Here is a 17,073-nt window from a genome sequence, read left to right as displayed (position 1 = left end):
ATTCTTATGTTTTTAAATTAGAAAGAAACATTTACACCTACTGTATATGTACGAGCCTGCGGATAAATACCACGGTCAACACCAAGAGAAGTTGCACCTGAAGAAATTTCAGGGTCAAATCCCCAATATTTGGTCCAAGTCACAAGATTTTCAGCTTGTACATATACGCGCAGACGTTCAATAGTGAGTTTGCGAGTAAGAGTCTTAGGCAATGTATATCCCAAAGTAATATTCTTAAGACGAAGATATGAACCATCACAAACATAAAGATCAGATACCATCCAGTTCGTTGCATTACCGACAGCCAGACGAGGATACTTATTAGAAGTACCTTCACCAGTCCAACGTCCCAACATCCAAGAAGGATAGTTACCAGAAGCAACATCTGTACGATAAGTGCCATCAAACACATCAGCACCAGCCACACCTTGGAAGAAAATATTAAAATCAAAGCCTTTCCAATCAGCATTGAGATTCAAACCATAAGTCCAATCCGGAGTACCATTACCAATGTTAGTACGGTCATCTGCCGAGATGCTGCCATCACCATTTACATCCACAAAACGTGTATCACCAGGAACCGCATCCGGCATAATCATTTTACCATCTTTATTGACATAAGCACGAACTTCATCCATATTCTGGAAAACACCGTCAGTCTTGTAACCATAGAAATAGGGGAAAGGTTGTCCGTTAGAGCCGCGTGTACCGCCGCCAGAGAATCCTTGAATACCATCTAAATCCATATAGCCAGTATCATTACCCAAATTCTTCAATTCATTTTTAAGATAAGTAGCATTTCCCTTTACTGCAAATTTAGCATCAGCAATATTCCATTTATAGCCAAGTTCAAACTCAAAGCCACTATTTTCCATATCACCTACGTTACCAAGAGGTTTAGTTTCACCTACATAACTCGGGATAGGCATCGTAATAATCATACCATTGGTTTTCTTTATGTAATAGTCGGCACTGAACGTTAAAGCATTATTAAAGAATCCCAAATCAATACCTAAGTCAGTTTGCTCACTCTCTTCCCATTTCAAATCAGGATTTGCCAAACGTTGTGCTTTAGAACCATTCCATTTGATGGCATCTTTACCCAAAAGAACATTATTACCCATGGCTGTCAATGAAGTATAACCAAATTCGGCTATGTTATCATTACCATTCTTACCCCAACTAGCACGAACCTTTAAGTTAGACAACCATTCTCGCGTATCAGCCATAAATTCTTCATTTGTCACATTCCATCCCACAGATACTGAAGGGAATGTACCATATTTATTATTAATACCAAAACGACTTGAACCATCACGACGGATTGTAGCCTGAATCATATAGCGTTCATTATAGTTATAACTCAAACGAGCAAACATAGATGACATTCTATGTTCTGTATAAGGACCTCCATAAACGCCATACTGAACTGTAGCACCAGTAATATTACCATTTTCATCCTTTGTATATTCAACATTCCCTGTAGCATAATCAATAGAAGGTTTATTAGGATTCACCAGATTCCAGCGGTTACCACCAAGTTGGTCTCCTTTATATTTAAGGGCAGACTGTCCCAATACAACACCAAATGTATGTTTGCCAATAGTTTTATCATAAGTCAATGTATTTTCAATCTGCCATGTCACATTCTGTGCCTTGAATGAAGATGCACTAGTATGTGTTGCCTTATTATTAGCAGAGAGATAATACTTACTCTTGGTAGCCCCTTCATTACCCCAAAATCCCATATCAGCACTATAATTGAAGTGATACTTCAAATTATCCCACAATTGGAGATCAATAGAAAACTTTGGAACAAACTTATGTGACCAATTCTTTGTAGGAGTCAACGTCATCATAGCCAGCGGATTATTCATTTCTTGATAAGCTCCTCCGTAGCCAGGTACTGTATAAGGATCACCATTTGCATCACGAGGCAAATCAAAATCTTTATAAGTTTCAATCATCTTTTCAGCTGCATCACCAGTCAATGTAGGGGTCAAAATAGGAGACAGATAAAGAGCCGAACCCAAAATTGAACCGAATTCAGAGTTAGTGCCAACACCTGTTGAATGCGTACGCATATAAGCCAAATTTACACCTAAATCCAATTTATTAAGGAAACCGCGTTCTTTAGATGCATCAATTAGATTATATTGAGTATTGGAACGAACAGTCAAACGGTCATAATTAGAATGTCCGTGATTACCACCAACAATACCATCTTGTGAATAATACCCCAAAGATAAATAATAATTTACTTTTTCTGATGCACCACTAACTGTCACATCATGATTCACTACCGGAGCATTGTCATAGAAAACAAGATCTTGCCAATCAGTGCCAAACCCTTTGATAGAATTTCCATTAGCATCAATCAAATTATAAGGATCTGCATAAATTGGAGCCTGACCACCATTCACATTGGCTTCATTCTGAAGGATAGCATAGTCTGTCGCACTAGTTACATCACGTTTCTTCCATGCGCTCTGCCAACCATAAGAAAAATTGTAATTAATCTGTGCCTTACCCATCTTACCTTTCTTGGTAGTTACTAGAATAACGCCATTAGCAGCACGTGCACCATAAATAGCACCAGAAGCAGCATCTTTCAAGACTTCGATAGACTCGATATCATTAGGATTTACAAAATCAAGACCACCACCAATAGGCATACCGTCTACAATGTAAAGGGGATCACTATTGTTAATAGTACCAATACCACGTACACGTACACGAGGAGAATCACCCGGCTGACCAGAAGCAGAAGTTACATCCACACCTGCAGCCAAACCTTTCAATGCATTATCCATACGCACCGGAGATTTGTTTTCCAAATCCTCACTACTAACTTTGGCAATAGATGCTGTTACCACACTTTTTTTCTGAACACCATATCCCACCACTACTACTTCGTCCAGCGTTTCTGAATCTTCCTGAAGAACTATTTTCAAGGAAGTTTTTCCATTTATCGCAACTTCTTGTGACTTAAAACCAATATAAGTAATAGAAAGTGTTGCGTCGGCAGGAACCGACAATGTAAAATTACCGTCCAAATCAGTAATTCCACCATTGGTAGTACCTTTAACTACCACATTTACTCCAGGCAACGGTTCATTATCCGAACCGCTTACCACTGTACCTTTTACCTGTATATTTTGGGCATATACAGAAGCCAAGGTAAAGCTTAACAGAAATAAAACTGATAATAACTTTTTCATAAGTTTTACTAAATTAAGATTAACGTTTCTCGGTTTTGTCCTCAATCGAACAGTGCAAACATAGAGTAAAAGGCAATAAAACAAACAAGAAACAATCATTCTTAAATACGTCAAATACAAAATTCAAATACGTTATCAATACGTCATTAATAAATAACTTATTAATAATCAATAGTTAATATATACTTTCAAGTATTACGTCACAACATGTTATAGAACACAAAAGGGAGAAATTTAACATTCCTCCCTTCCATGCACTTCCTTCTTTTAAAGGAAGTTAATATCTAAAGGCTACAGTTTATTGCTTAAATAATCCGTCAAACTATCCTCTCTCTCTAAAGCGAACTTCTTACGAAGACGATAACGGATTGTTTCAACTCCACGAACCGAAATATTCAACAGAGGAGCTATTTCTTTCGTGGAAAGATTCATCTTTAGATAAGCGCACATCATGCGTTCGTTGTGGGAAAGTTCCGGATGCTTGGCATGAAGACGTTTCATAAAATTGTTATGTATCAAGTCAAACTGGTCTTCAATACGCTTCAAGACCTCATCACTCTGTATATTACCGTCTATTTTATTATTGATAAGTATAAGTTGCTGTTTCCCTTCACGAGCCCCCTCACCCTTCAGCAAGGCGGATACTTTAAGTATCTCCGACTTGATTTCAGTCAGCATTTCATTCTTACGGACAAAGTTTATCATCAGATTGGCCATTTCCTGGCTCTTATGTTGCAAATCGTATTCCAATTTTTCTTTCTCCAGCTGCATAATCTGCTTTTCCTGACGAGCTTTCTCCTCTTCGTACTCCCTTTCCATATCGTGCAACTCTTTGTCCTTCTCGACCACCGCCTGCTGTTTCTTCCGCTTCACACGGACATCATCCCAGCGATAGACATACCATAAGGCAAGCAAAGCCAAGATGATATAACAAACGTATGCAGCAGCACTGCGATACCACGGTGGAAGTATACGGAAGGCGATTGTATCCGATGATGTCGTACCGTCAGGAAAGACCGCCTTGACTTCAAACGTATATTCCCCTTCCGACAAGCTGCTATACTCCTTGGTGCGTACCGTTGTGAAATCGGACCAGCCTCCCTTATTCAAACGATATTGAAAATGGATATCATCCCCTACCGAAAAAAAAGAAAGGGCATAGTCAAAACGAACGGAATTCATGGAATAAGCTATCACCGGAACCGGCTTCTCTCCTAAAAAGTTTGCGGTATATACCAATGAATCCTTGGGATAAGACAGATACATGTTCCTTATATATAAGGAGTGGCTACGATCTTGACGCTCTCTTACGGCCGGGATGCTGAATAAAGCGAAACCTCCTTCATTAGGAACCACCATCAGCGAATCTGAAAGAGGAATAATCGTTTCAAAACCGGGTACCAGTTCAATCAGCGATTGCTGGATGGGATTAATGCTTGTATTCGCCCCCCGCTTATAGGTACCCAGATTGGCAATACAGATTTCGTGAGAGCTCAAACTAATCAACTTATCGTGATACTCCAAGATACGCGAATAGGCCGCGGTGCCATTCAAAAGGTTGTTCATATCCGGACAAGGCTCCATGACATCTTTATGAGGATTATGCTTATAGATTCCCCGGGGAGTGGCAAAATACACCCGGTCTTCTATCTTCGCTATATACATATCACGTCCTACCGGAAAACCATCCTTCGCGCTATATTCCTTTATACGAACAGCTTTTGTCAAATCATTATCCAAATCCACACGGGTAACATGATCTGTATTGTACACCCAAATCACCTTATCGCTTTCCTGCTCAAAAAGACGGCAAGAATCGTTCATACCCTCAATCTTGCCAACCACCTGCCATTCTCCATTCTTTTTCCCAACCAAATAAATACCGTTATATACCCCGACATACATAAGGTCCGTACGTCCTGCCACAAGTTGGCAACACCAGGCGCCGGCAATATCCGTCACGCGTTTTACGGAAGTGCCATTGATAAGGAAAATACCACGGTCGTGCAGACAGAAGAGTTCATCACCTATACGGCAAAGGTTCCAGACCTGTCCGCTGGATTGGGGCATCGGACGGATATCCGGCAAATCACCGTTCATCTGTACCGGATAAGAGGTGTAATACAAACCCCGATTGGTACCTAAATAAAGATAGCCGCCTTCTACAGCCGCCGTATATCCCGTGCCGTAGGAATAGGGATAGGAATAGAGATTCGTAAAAGGAGAACTCAGACAGACGTAGTCAATGCCGCTATCCAGACCGGCCCAGAGGTTTCCGGTCGTATCGAAGGAGACAGAAAGCACCGTATTGTTACGCAAGCCGTTGTTCTCATTGAAATATTTTAGTTGCATGGTGCTGCAATCCACCAGTACCAATCCTTTATGAATGGTTCCCAAGGCAATCTTATCATCCTTTTTGGCCACGCAAAAGACTTCATTCTCACGCATAAACTCTTCGGCACCGGTGATAAACGGTTCCATCGTACGCCCGTCACAATAGTAAAGTCCGTTGTATGCAGTCACCACCAGAACACCTTTCTTATAAGGTATAATGCCACGAATACGCTTGGAAGCTAACGCATCGGCACCCTGAAGAGGGAAAAAAGTGTTTCCAACCAAAAGCCATACGCCTCTGTCCGTACCGATGTAAAGAATACCATTGACCATATTGGAACAGTCTATCTTGGCATTCATTTCAATGGCGGTATATTTTCCGTTCAGGTACTTCACCACGCACCCGTCCCCTTGGAAATACAAGATATTGTCAGTCTCATGGATGCCCCACACGTTTCCAAGAAAACGAACGGAACTCTCCAAAGTATCGGACATGCAATGATAGGCCAAAGAACCGTCCGCATCCGGTTCATAATAGCCGAACTCATTGATGCCCCCCACATAAATTCTTTTTTGGGTAGCAGAAGCCAGAACGGAACGCACATCGGAAGCATTGTTCAATGGAAACACATTCCAGACATTACCATCAAATTGCACCATACCGTTCTTGTTGGCGAAATATACCCACTTGTCATCATAGGGTGCTATCTGCCAAGTCTGGGTCCCCTTGCCATAAACACTTTTATCAAAATTGACGATAAAGCTATTCCAGCCGGCAATTGCTTCGACCAAAGGGAGAAAAAGAAAAAGGCAGAAAAAAAGGTAAAATGACAATATGTGTTTGTTCATGCGTATAATGACTATATAGTTAGTTGTACAAAAATAATGCTTATTTTCAAGGTAGCGCACAATAGCCTATCAGTTTTTTCGTCCCCGACTATTATTTTCTTCTCGAATGGCAATCTTTTGCATCACTATACTTTAGATTCCGGTATACTAAGAAGTATTCGTCCGACAGTTGTTGAATTATCGTCCGACAGCTGTCGGACGATAATTCAACAACTGTCGGACGATAAGGTTACATATGTCGGACGAATACTTTTTAGTAAAAGGAATATTTGTCCATCGTAATGCCGGAAAGAATCCGTACCTCCCCTCCAAAGTGTCTGTATAAGGAGGCCGTGAAGAGGGATAGAATAGAGAATCTAAAAAAACAAATAAAAAAATCGCCGCAAGCTATTGCAGATTTCAAAATAATGCCTACCTTTGCAACCGCAAAACGAAAACGGGTAAGTCCTATACGGCCAGCTCCCTTCGAATCCTCCAGGGCTTGATCGCAGCAAAGGTAGTTGGTTGTAGCGGCGCGATATAGCAAGCTTACCCACCCGCCTCTTTAGCTCAGTTGGCCAGAGCACGTGATTTGTAATCTCGGGGTCGTTGGTTCGAATCCGACAAGAGGCTCGAAAGAAAAGCAGATGATACGAAAGTGTTACCTGCTTTTTTCTTTTTGCCCCGCAAAGAATCCTCTAATTTATTTAAAATCTACACATCGGCTTGCCCTTGAATCCAACTATATTTGTACCTTTGCATATTATTTCTAAGAAAGATGGCAGAAAATAGAGGTTACATGCAACGATACGCAATGCTGTTCGGTACCTATATGGGAGGTTTTTGGATATTGAAGTTCATACTCTTTCCTGTGGGGCTGTCGGTTCCTTTTTTACTTTTCCTTTTCATGGGACTCACGCTATGCGTACCTTTTATGGGATATTATTATGCACGGATGTATCGTAATCAGGTATGCGGAGGCGGCATCAGCTTCCTGCATGCATGGGTATTCACCGTTTTCATGTATATGTTTGCCGCGCTGCTTGCCGCCGTGGCACACTACATCTACTTCAGATTCATAGACCACGGATATGTGATAAACACGTGCGAAACGATGGTAGACACGCTTGCCCAAAGCAACATGCCGGGAATGGATTCGTACATCGCCACCTATCAGGAAGCTCTGGAAACAGCCCGACTGCTCAGCCCTATCGACATTACGCTACAGATGATATCGTCCAATGTGTTTTGGGGTTCGATACTGGCTTTCCCCACCGCCTTGTTCGTGATGAGACGCAAGAAAGACGACGCTCCGGCAAAGTGACGGAACAGCAAAAAGAAATGTTATTTCAATTGTAAAATAGAAAAATCATACATCAATGGATATTTCAGTTGTCGTACCACTATATAATGAAGAAGAATCACTCCCCGAATTGTTCGCATGGATTGAGCGGGTGATGAATGCCAACGGCTTTTCATACGAAGTGATTTTCGTTAACGACGGAAGTACCGACCGTTCCTGGCAGGTAATCGAGCAATTGCAGGCACAAGCTCCGGACAAGGTACGGGGCATTAAGTTCCGCCGCAACTACGGGAAGTCGCCGGCATTGTTCTGTGGTTTCGAACAAGCACAAGGCGACGTCGTGATAACCATGGACGCCGACCTGCAGGACAGTCCCGACGAAATACCCGAACTCTACCGCATGATTACCAAAGAGGGCTACGACCTCGTATCGGGCTGGAAGCAGAAACGTTACGACCCGTTGTCGAAGACCCTCCCCACCAAATTGTTCAATGCCACCGCCCGCAAAGTATCGGGCATCAAAAACCTGCACGACTTTAATTGCGGACTGAAGGCATATCGCAAAGAGGTGGTCAAGAATATAGAGGTATACGGCGAAATGCACCGCTACATCCCCTACCTGGCCAAGAACGCCGGCTTCAAGAAAATCGGCGAGAAAGTGGTGCACCACCAGGCACGCAAATATGGAAAGACCAAGTTCGGGCTGAACCGTTTTGTAAACGGGTATCTGGACTTGCTTTCCCTTTGGTTCCTTTCCCGGTTCGGCATCAAGCCCATGCATTTTTTCGGATTGCTGGGTTCGCTGATGTTCATCTTCGGCTTCATAGCCGTGGTCATAGTGGGTGTCAGCAAGTTGTACTACATGCACCATGGCATGCCTTACCGCCTTGTGACGGACTCTCCCTACTTCTACCTCTCGTTGACCTCCATGATTATCGGCACGCAACTGTTCGTGGCAGGATTCCTCGGAGAGCTGATTTCACGTAATGCCCCGGAACGAAACAAATATCAAATAGAGAAAACCATTTAACGATGAAAAAATTAGTCAGACTTGTCATATTCGGAGCTATCCTTTGCCCGATAATAAGCATAGCTATCTCCTGCTCGGAGGAGGCAGATTGCTCCATGACGGCACGCCCCATGGTGAATTGCATTCTTTATAGAGTAGACCCCGAAACCCAATATGTGGAGAACGACACGCTCGACTCGCTCACCGTGACAGCATACGGCACCGACTCCATCATCATCAACAACCAGAAGAAGGTACACGACATCTCCCTGCCACTGCGCTATACGGAGGATTCCACCAAGCTGATATTCAAGTACAGCCGGACCAAGAGTGACACGATGGTGATACGCCACACCAACACCCCCTATTTCCTATCAATGGATTGCGGCTATCAGATGAAGCAGGCCATCACAGACGTAACGTGCACCCGCATCTCTCTGGACTCGATATACATCAAAGACAATGAAGCAGGCATCTATGGAAAGGAAAATCTTAAGTTATTCTATTAGTCTGGCACTCTGCCTGCTGATGTTCCTCCCCCTACGGGCGCAGAACGGGAATCCTACCGCTCCCCCCCAGGGAGCACCTCCCAAGAAGGAGAAGAAGGACGCGAAAGAAGAAGTGCACTATCCGTTATACAACGGCATGTCCGTCGGCTTGGACTTGTGGGGAATCGGAAGTTCCGTATTTGGAGGAGATTTCCTGAGTTCCGAAGTGGCCGTGGATGTAAACCTCAAGAACCGCTTCTTCCCTATTGCCGAACTGGGATATGGCTCCACGGACACCTGGAGTGACAAAGGCATACACTACAAAAGCAACGCCCCCTACTTCCGCATAGGAATGGACTATAACACGCTATACAAGAAGCAGCACGGACACATGCTACTCGTAGGCTTGCGTTACGGTGTAAGCAGCTTCAAGTACGATGTAGACGCCTTGGGACTGGACGACCCGATATATGGTGGCATCGTAGGCAATCCGAATCTGGACGACGAGATATGGGGAGGCAGCCTGCCCTATAACCATAAAGGAATGAAAGGCTCCATGCAATGGGCGGAATTTTGTGTCGGTATCCGGGCGCACGTCTGGAAGGCATTGTACATGGGCTGGTCACTACGCTTCAAGTTCAAATTGTCTGCCTCGGCCGATGAATACGGTGACCCGTGGTATGTGCCCGGTTTCGGGAAATATGGCTCCAACACGATGGGAGTAACCTATACGATAACTTATAAACTACCTCTTTAAGCGACTTATGACAGGGTTAGAGATTTGGCTACTGGCCGTAGGACTTGCGATGGATTGTTTCGCCGTTTCTATAGCCAGCGGAATTATATTGAAACGCGCCCGGCTGCGCCCTATGCTGGTGATGGCCATCAGCTTCGGCTTTTTCCAGGCTTTGATGCCTCTGCTGGGATGGATAGGCGCCAGTTTTTTCAGCCACCTGATAGAAAGTATTGACCATTGGATTGCATTCGGTATCCTTGCCTTCCTGGGCGGACGCATGATAATGGAATCCTTCAAGGACGAAGATTGCAAGCACGAGTATGACCCTACCAGCCTGAAGGTGGTGCTCGCTCTGGCCGTGGCAACCAGCATCGATGCATTGGCGGTAGGTGTTTCGTTTGCATTCCTCGGTATCAAGCAATTCTCGGCTATTCTTTCCCCCATCGGCATTATCGGTTTTGTATCATTCGCCTTGTCGATGGTCGGCCTGATGTTCGGCATCCGTTTCGGATGTGGCATAGCCCGCAGACTGCGCGCCGAACTTTGGGGAGGGATTATCCTCGTTATCATCGGTACCAAGATATTGGTAGAGCATCTCTTCTTTTAATTAAAAAGTAAAAAATCAGATAGGATATGGAAAAGAAAGTACAACGGAATTTTTTATGGATTGCCCTACTGGTACTGGGCACCATCTGGATACTTGCCCGCCACAACCAAGTCACTCCTTATCAGACGGATAACGGACTGATATTCGGTACAGTATATAAAGTGACTTATCAATGTGACCAGAATCTGAAGGCGGAGATAGAAGCGGAACTCAAACGTTTCGACGGTTCCTTGTCCCCTTTCAATGACACGGCGACCATTACGCGCATCAACCGCAACGAGGACATTGTGCCCGACACATTCTTTACCAACGTCTTCCGACGTAGCATGGAAATCTCCCGGGAGACCGATGGTGCCTTCGATATCACCGTTGCCCCTCTTGCCAATGCCTGGGGATTTGGGTTCAAGAAGGGTAACTTCCCCGACTCTGCCATGATAGACAGCCTGCTGGAAATGACAGGATACGAAAAAGTAAAATTGTCCGATGAAGGGAAAGTGGTGAAAACAGACCCGCGTATAATGCTCTCGTGCAGCGCTGTGGCAAAAGGATATGCAGTAGATGTCATAGCCCAACTTCTGAAGAAGAAGGGTATCCGCAACTTTATGGTCGATATAGGCGGAGAAGTGGTTGTTCACGGGCAAAACCCTCAAAATGGACCTTGGCGCATCGGTTTGAACAAGCCGATAGACGACTCACTGGCAGTGAACCAGGAACTGCAAGCAGTGCTGCTAGTCACGGATTTAGGCATGGCTACATCGGGCAATTATCGCAACTACTACTATAAAGACGGAAAGAAATATGCGCATACCATCGACCCGCGTACCGGCTATCCGGTACAGCACAGCATCTTGTCAGCCACCGTCATCGCCAAAGATTGCATGAGTGCAGACGCCTATGCCACGGCATTCATGGTGATGGGGCTGGAAGAAGCAGAACGCGTGGCGGATGCACATCCGGATATCGACGCCTGTTTCATTTATACGGATGAAGAAGGAAAGCTTCAAACGTTCTTAACAAGAGGAATGGAGAAGTATATGAAATAATGTGCAAATGCGATTAACCCATCATTTATAAAATACAAAATATACCGCCAGTACCAGACATACAAAAGCGGCAAAATGATTCCAATGCAGCGTTTCCCCCTTGAAAAGAACCGTTGTGAACACCGTAAAGATAATCAAAGTGATTACTTCCTGAATCACTTTGAGTTGCATCAATGAGAACGGGCCTCCATTGCCTAAAAAGCCTATCCGATTGGCCGGAACCTGGCAAGAATACTCTGCCAAAGCTATTACCCAGGAAAACAGCACCACGGCATACAACGGCCAGTTGGAGATGACTTTTGTCTCTTGTAGCTTCAGATGCCCATACCAGGCAAACGTCATGAAAATATTAGATACAATCAATAGCAAAATGGTATAAAATGCTTTCATATAGTGATTAATGATTAGTGATTAATGATTAATGATTGCAGGCAGCAATTCCTCTTGCACATTCGTCATACTCCCCCATAGACTATAGCGTGCCTCAGGATTCATTTCCTCCAATTGTTTCAGAATGCCTTTCATTGCACTACGGCTGGATTGTGACTCATACGGACAATTCTTCACCTGCTTACGATACCCCCTCACTTGCGCCAACTCCATCAAATCCGCCTCATGTACCAGACACATCGGACGGATAATCGTCATATCAAACTTCTTCATTACCAGCCGGGGGGGCATAGAGCTGAACGCTCCCTGATAGGTGATATTCATCAGCAAGGTCTCCAGAATATCATCCATGTGATGGCCTAACGCGATTTTATTGCATCCCTGCTCCTTGGCTACGGTAAACAATGCCTTCCGCCTATTCCAAGAGCAAAGAAAACAAGGAGACTTGCGGGTATCTGTCGTGGCATCAAACTCCGTTTCAAAGAGAACAAAAGGCACTCCCCACGACTCTACGTACTCCCTCAGATAGTCCACATCGCTTTGATAAGGTATATTCTTCATCACTACATGTACGGCGACAACGGAAAAACGGGGTTTATAGACACGGGCACGCCGTGCCAACAATTCCACCAGCGCCAAAGAGTCCTTGCCTCCCGAAAGCCCGATAAGAATCTTATCGCCGTCCTCTATCAGCCCATATTCCACCACACCTTTGCTAAACCGCTTGTCTATGCGGCGCAACATCTTTTCTTCTTCAGTAAATTGTGCCATTGATACGAGTTATGAGTTATAAGTTATGAATTATAGCTCTTCCGGTTGCAAAAGTAAGGCAAAAGAACGATTTAAAGAAGAATTAACAAAATAGAATTACGGAAACCAGCTTTATTCACGATAAATTTGTATTTTTGACCTTCTGAACAAATCAGCATGTATCAATATGAATAAAAAATATATCCTTTTCTTTCTATTCGGCCTTTTGAGCATAACAATTTCCGCACAAAGCCTGGCAGAAGCCAAAGCCTTGTACGAGAAGGGAGAATACGAAGAAGCCAAGCCCGCCTTCAAAAAACTCGTCAAGACACAATCTGGCAATGGAAATTACAACCTATGGTACGGTGTATGTTGCCTGGAAACCGGCGAACCCGCAGAAGCCTTGAAACACCTGGAAAGCGCCGTCAAGAGACGCGTCCCCAGCGGGCAACTCTATTTGGCCCGGGCATACAATGATTTATATCGGTTCGAAGAAGCCATCGAGACTTATGAGACCTACATTTCCGACCTGAGAAAGAGAAAACGCTCCACCGAAGAGGCCGAACAATTATTGGAAAAAAGCAAATCCAACTTGCGCATGCTGAAAGGCGTGGAAGAGGTCTGCTTCATCGACAGCTTTGTGGTAGACAAGGAAAAATTCCTGGATGCATACAAAATCAGCCCCGAATCGGGCAAGCTGTTCATGTACGACACCTACTTCAATGATTCCGGTAAGGAAGGCGGAACGGTATACGAAACGGAGCTGGGCAATAAGCTATATTATAGCGAAATGCAACCGGACAGCACCCTCAGTATCCTTTCGCGCAACAAGTTGCTGGACAAATGGAGTGATGGCAGCTTGTTGCCCGGAAGCATCAACGAGGCCATGAATGCAGACTATCCCTATGTACTTACGGACGGTATCACTATTTACTATGCCTCGGATGGCCCTGGCTCGATGGGAGAATATGACATTTTCGTCACCCGTTATAATACGAATACCGACTCTTATCTGATGCCGGAAAATGTGGGCATGCCGTTCAATTCGCCCTACAACGACTATATGTACGTCATTGACGAATTCAACGACTTGGGATGGTTTGCCTCCGACCGCTACCAGCCCGAAGGCAAAGTGTGCATCTATGTATTCATTCCCAACTCATCCAAGCAAGTGTACAACTACGAAGGGATGGACCCGGACAAGATGATATCATTGGCGCAACTTCACTCTATCAAGGACACATGGACGGACACCGATGCGGTAGAGGCCGCCCGAGAAAGGCTACGGACCGCTGCCAACGCAAAGCCGCGGACCACCAAGAAGCACGATTTCCAATTCATCATTGACGACCACTCCACCTACTACCAGCTGGACGATTTCCGTTCCCCGCAGGCCAAAGCCTTGTATGGCAAATACAATCAGCTGGAGCAGAGCTACAAGCAACTGCAGGAGAAACTGGAAGATATGCGTTCGGAATACTCCCGAGCCAACAAGCAGGAAAAGGACAAGATGTCCGCCGCCATCCTCGACCTGGAGCAACGTGTACGGCAATTGTCCACTGAGATGGAGCAAACTGCCATTCAAGTGCGCAACCTGGAAAAACAAGCCACCAAATAAAGACAACTATGGATATACTCATTATCGCCTCATTGATTATAGGAGCAGTAATCTTGTTCTTAGTGGAATTATTCGTAATTCCGGGCATCAGCGTTGCCGGTTTTCTGGCAGGAGGTTGCATCATCTTTGCCAACTACTATGCCTTTGCCTATATGGGCACCACGGCAGGTGTCATTACGCTTATCATATCTGCCCTGGCTTGTATCGGCTCGTTGGTATGGTTCATGCGCTCCAGGACACTCGACAAAATTGCATTGAAAAAAAACATCACCTCCAAAGTAGACCGTAGTGCCGAGGACAAAGTCAAGGTAGGCGATGTAGGCGTAACCACTACTCGCCTGGCTCTTATCGGCTATGCCGAAATCAACGGAGACATCGTGGAAGTGAAGTCATCAGATGGCTTCATGAACGAAAAGACTCCGATTATCGTAGAGCGTATTGCCGACGGAGTCCTCTTAGTGGAGCGGCTCAAGCAGTGAAATTTCTGAAATCAACCTATTTATAACTAACAATTAATATTTAATCTCATGGATCCAAGCACAATGTATTTAACCGCCTTCCTCATTATAGGAGGCATTATCTTCCTGGTACTTTTCTTCCATTATGTACCGTTCTTCTTGTGGCTGTCCGCCAAAGTATCGGGAGTAAATATCTCGCTGGTACAACTTTTCCTGATGCGCATCCGTAATGTTCCTCCTTATATCATTGTGCCCGGCATGATTGAAGCTCACAAAGCAGGATTGCAAAACATCACACGTGACGAACTGGAAGCGCACTACCTTGCCGGAGGCCACGTAGAACGGGTGGTACACGCATTGGTATCTGCCTCTAAAGCCAATATCGAGTTGCCGTTCCAGATGGCAACCGCCATCGACCTTGCCGGTCGTGACGTATTCGAAGCCGTACAGATGTCCGTTAACCCCAAAGTAATCGACACCCCTCCTGTGACAGCTGTTGCCAAAGACGGTATCCAGCTGATTGCCAAAGCCCGTGTAACGGTGCGCGCCAATATCCGCCAATTGGTGGGAGGTGCCGGAGAAGACACGATTCTGGCCCGTGTAGGCGAAGGCATTGTCTCCTCCATCGGTTCGTCAGAGAACCATAAGTCTGTATTAGAGAATCCGGATTCTATCTCCAAACTGGTATTACGCAAGGGGTTGGATGCCGGAACGGCATTCGAAATTCTGTCCATTGACATTGCTGATATTGACATAGGTAAGAATATCGGTGCTGCCCTGCAGATAGACCAAGCCAATGCCGACAAGAACATTGCTCAAGCCAAGGCAGAGGAACGCCGCGCCATGGCCGTAGCCACAGAGCAGGAAATGAAGGCAAAGGCCCAGGAAGCCCGTGCCAAAGTTATCGAGGCAGAAGCGGAAGTACCCAAAGCCATGGCCGAAGCATTCCGCAACGGCAATCTGGGTATCATGGACTATTACCGGATGAAGAATATAGAAGCTGACACTTCCATGCGCGAAAACATTGCCAAACCGACGACGGGCAATACCAGCCAGCCGTTGAGCAAATAACTCGAAAAGTAACTGACAGAAACGCCGAAACCGGTGAACAAGAATCGGCTCCCGGCGTTTCTATTTATAAACAAAAGATTAAAAACTCTATCAAATGAAAAAATATTTCGCCTCTTCCGAACTGATCATCAATGAAGACGGTTCTGTATTTCATCTTCACGTAAAGCCCGAATGGCTGGCAGACAAAGTCATCTTGGTAGGCGACCCCGGACGGGTGGCACTGGTTGCCTCCCATTTCGAGAACAAGGAATGTGAAGTGGAAAGCCGCGAGTTCAAGACTATCACCGGTACTTACCGAGGGAAACGTATTACGGTGGTTTCCACCGGTATCGGATGTGACAACATCGATATCGTGATGAATGAACTGGATGCCCTGGCAAACATCGACTTCGAGACGCGCGAAGAAAAGCCCTGCCTACGTAGCCTTGAGCTGGTACGTATCGGCACCTGCGGAGGCTTGCAACCCTACACTCCGGTGGGTACATTCGTATGTTCTGAAAAATCCATTGGTTTCGACGGTCTGCTCAACTTCTATGCAGGACGCAACTCCGTGTGCGACCTGCCCATGGAACGTGCCTTCCTCAACCATATGGGATGGTCCGGCAACATGTGTGCCCCTGCCCCCTACGTCATTGATGCAAGTGCTGAACTGATAGACCGCATCGCACAAGACGACATGGTACGTGGCGTAACGATTGCCGCCGGGGGCTTCTTCGGACCTCAAGGACGCGAGTTACGCGTGCCGCTTGCCGACCCGCATCAGAATGAAAAGATTGAAAAATTTGAATACAACAGCTACCGCATCACCAACTTCGAGATGGAAAGTTCTGCCCTGGCAGGCTTGAGCCGTCTGATGGGGCACAAGGCCATGACAGTATGCATGGTCATTGCCAACCGCCTGATAAAAGAAGCGAACACGGGATACAAGAATACGATAGATACTCTTATCAAAACAGTACTCGACCGTATCTAAGTTCACCCTCTCTTTCAGCCAGTCCAGGGAGTAAGGTTTAGTAAAGACTTCATCACATCCTGCTTGACGTGCCCGTTGCTGGTCTGTATAGCAGCAATGTTCTGCTATGACCACAATGGGCACAGAGACGGATTAGGCTTTATAAGCATCTATCCATTATCGATTTGTACAAAGTTACAATAAAAGCCCATAAGTTGAATCGTCATCTCTCTTTTTTGTAAAGAAACCATTATCTTTGCTGAAT

At 45.2% G+C, this 17,073-nt stretch carries 14 protein-coding genes and 1 tRNA gene; 11 read left to right on the top strand and 4 right to left on the bottom strand.

The window, feature by feature from the left end:
- Positions 1–17: 17 nt before the first annotated feature.
- Together H1A11_RS03120 and H1A11_RS03115 are read right to left on the bottom strand one after the other, a co-directional pair.
- Positions 18–3,221, bottom strand: coding sequence for a TonB-dependent receptor (locus H1A11_RS03120; RefSeq protein ID WP_117600725.1), 3,204 nt, complete (start codon positions 3,219–3,221; stop codon positions 18–20).
- Positions 3,222–3,512: 291 nt separating this feature from the next.
- Positions 3,513–6,404 (bottom strand): triple tyrosine motif-containing protein, encoded by a 2,892-nt coding sequence (locus H1A11_RS03115; protein WP_181757705.1) that lies wholly within the window; start codon positions 6,402–6,404, stop codon positions 3,513–3,515.
- Positions 6,405–6,942: 538 nt separating this feature from the next.
- Here H1A11_RS03115 and H1A11_RS03110 point away from each other — a divergent pair.
- The 7 genes from H1A11_RS03110 to H1A11_RS03080 all read left to right on the top strand — a co-directional run bounded on the left by H1A11_RS03110 (position 6,943) and on the right by H1A11_RS03080 (position 11,569).
- A tRNA-Thr gene (locus tag H1A11_RS03110) sits at positions 6,943–7,016 on the top strand.
- A 145-nt stretch (positions 7,017–7,161) separates the two neighbouring features.
- Positions 7,162–7,707, top strand: coding sequence for a DUF4199 domain-containing protein (locus H1A11_RS03105; protein WP_181757704.1), 546 nt, complete (start codon positions 7,162–7,164; stop codon positions 7,705–7,707).
- A 55-nt stretch (positions 7,708–7,762) separates the two neighbouring features.
- Positions 7,763–8,716, top strand: coding sequence for a glycosyltransferase family 2 protein (locus H1A11_RS03100; protein WP_120141409.1), 954 nt, complete (start codon positions 7,763–7,765; stop codon positions 8,714–8,716).
- A 2-nt stretch (positions 8,717–8,718) separates the two neighbouring features.
- On the top strand, positions 8,719–9,204 hold the full coding sequence (locus H1A11_RS03095; RefSeq protein ID WP_151875479.1) for a DUF6452 family protein: 486 nt from the start codon (positions 8,719–8,721) through the stop codon (positions 9,202–9,204).
- Positions 9,173–9,940, top strand: coding sequence for a DUF6048 family protein (locus H1A11_RS03090; RefSeq protein ID WP_117887531.1), 768 nt, complete (start codon positions 9,173–9,175; stop codon positions 9,938–9,940). Before H1A11_RS03095 ends, H1A11_RS03090 begins: the two co-directional genes overlap by 32 nt.
- A 7-nt stretch (positions 9,941–9,947) precedes the next feature.
- Positions 9,948–10,526: a manganese efflux pump MntP family protein gene (locus H1A11_RS03085; RefSeq protein ID WP_005826852.1), complete on the top strand. Its 579-nt coding sequence runs from the start codon at positions 9,948–9,950 to the stop codon at positions 10,524–10,526.
- A 26-nt stretch (positions 10,527–10,552) separates the two neighbouring features.
- The gene (locus H1A11_RS03080) at positions 10,553–11,569 is read left to right on the top strand and encodes an FAD:protein FMN transferase (RefSeq protein WP_181757703.1); all 1,017 of its coding nucleotides are present in this window, start codon (positions 10,553–10,555) and stop codon (positions 11,567–11,569) included.
- 21 nt (positions 11,570–11,590) lie between these two features.
- On the opposite strand, the gene H1A11_RS03075 is transcribed toward H1A11_RS03080, so the two are convergent.
- Both H1A11_RS03075 and H1A11_RS03070 read right to left on the bottom strand, forming a co-directional pair.
- A complete protein-coding gene (locus H1A11_RS03075) occupies positions 11,591–11,959 on the bottom strand; it encodes a DMT family protein (RefSeq protein ID WP_005826856.1) in 369 nt (122 codons plus the stop codon).
- Positions 11,960–11,980: 21 nt separating this feature from the next.
- A complete protein-coding gene (locus H1A11_RS03070) occupies positions 11,981–12,730 on the bottom strand; it encodes an ATP-binding protein (protein WP_057256378.1) in 750 nt (249 codons plus the stop codon).
- A 166-nt stretch (positions 12,731–12,896) separates the two neighbouring features.
- Between H1A11_RS03070 and H1A11_RS03065 the strand changes: the two genes are divergently transcribed.
- From H1A11_RS03065 to H1A11_RS03050, 4 genes are all read left to right on the top strand, one after another.
- Positions 12,897–14,327 (top strand): M48 family metallopeptidase, encoded by a 1,431-nt coding sequence (locus tag H1A11_RS03065; RefSeq protein WP_181757702.1) that lies wholly within the window; start codon positions 12,897–12,899, stop codon positions 14,325–14,327.
- An 8-nt stretch (positions 14,328–14,335) separates the two neighbouring features.
- A complete protein-coding gene (locus H1A11_RS03060) occupies positions 14,336–14,806 on the top strand; it encodes an NfeD family protein (protein WP_181757701.1) in 471 nt (156 codons plus the stop codon).
- Between the two features lie 48 nt (positions 14,807–14,854).
- Positions 14,855–15,856: a flotillin-like protein FloA gene (gene floA / locus H1A11_RS03055; RefSeq protein WP_005826863.1), complete on the top strand. Its 1,002-nt coding sequence runs from the start codon at positions 14,855–14,857 to the stop codon at positions 15,854–15,856.
- 94 nt (positions 15,857–15,950) lie between these two features.
- Positions 15,951–16,829, top strand: coding sequence for a nucleoside phosphorylase (locus H1A11_RS03050; protein ID WP_117600718.1), 879 nt, complete (start codon positions 15,951–15,953; stop codon positions 16,827–16,829).
- Positions 16,830–17,073: the final 244 nt, after the last annotated feature.

Source organism: Bacteroides sp. CACC 737, from assembly GCF_013874375.1.
Taxonomy (GTDB): Bacteria; Bacteroidota; Bacteroidia; order Bacteroidales; family Bacteroidaceae; genus Bacteroides; species Bacteroides uniformis.
Note: the sequence above shows the minus strand (reverse complement) of the source record. Positions and strands in the feature narration are given on the sequence as shown.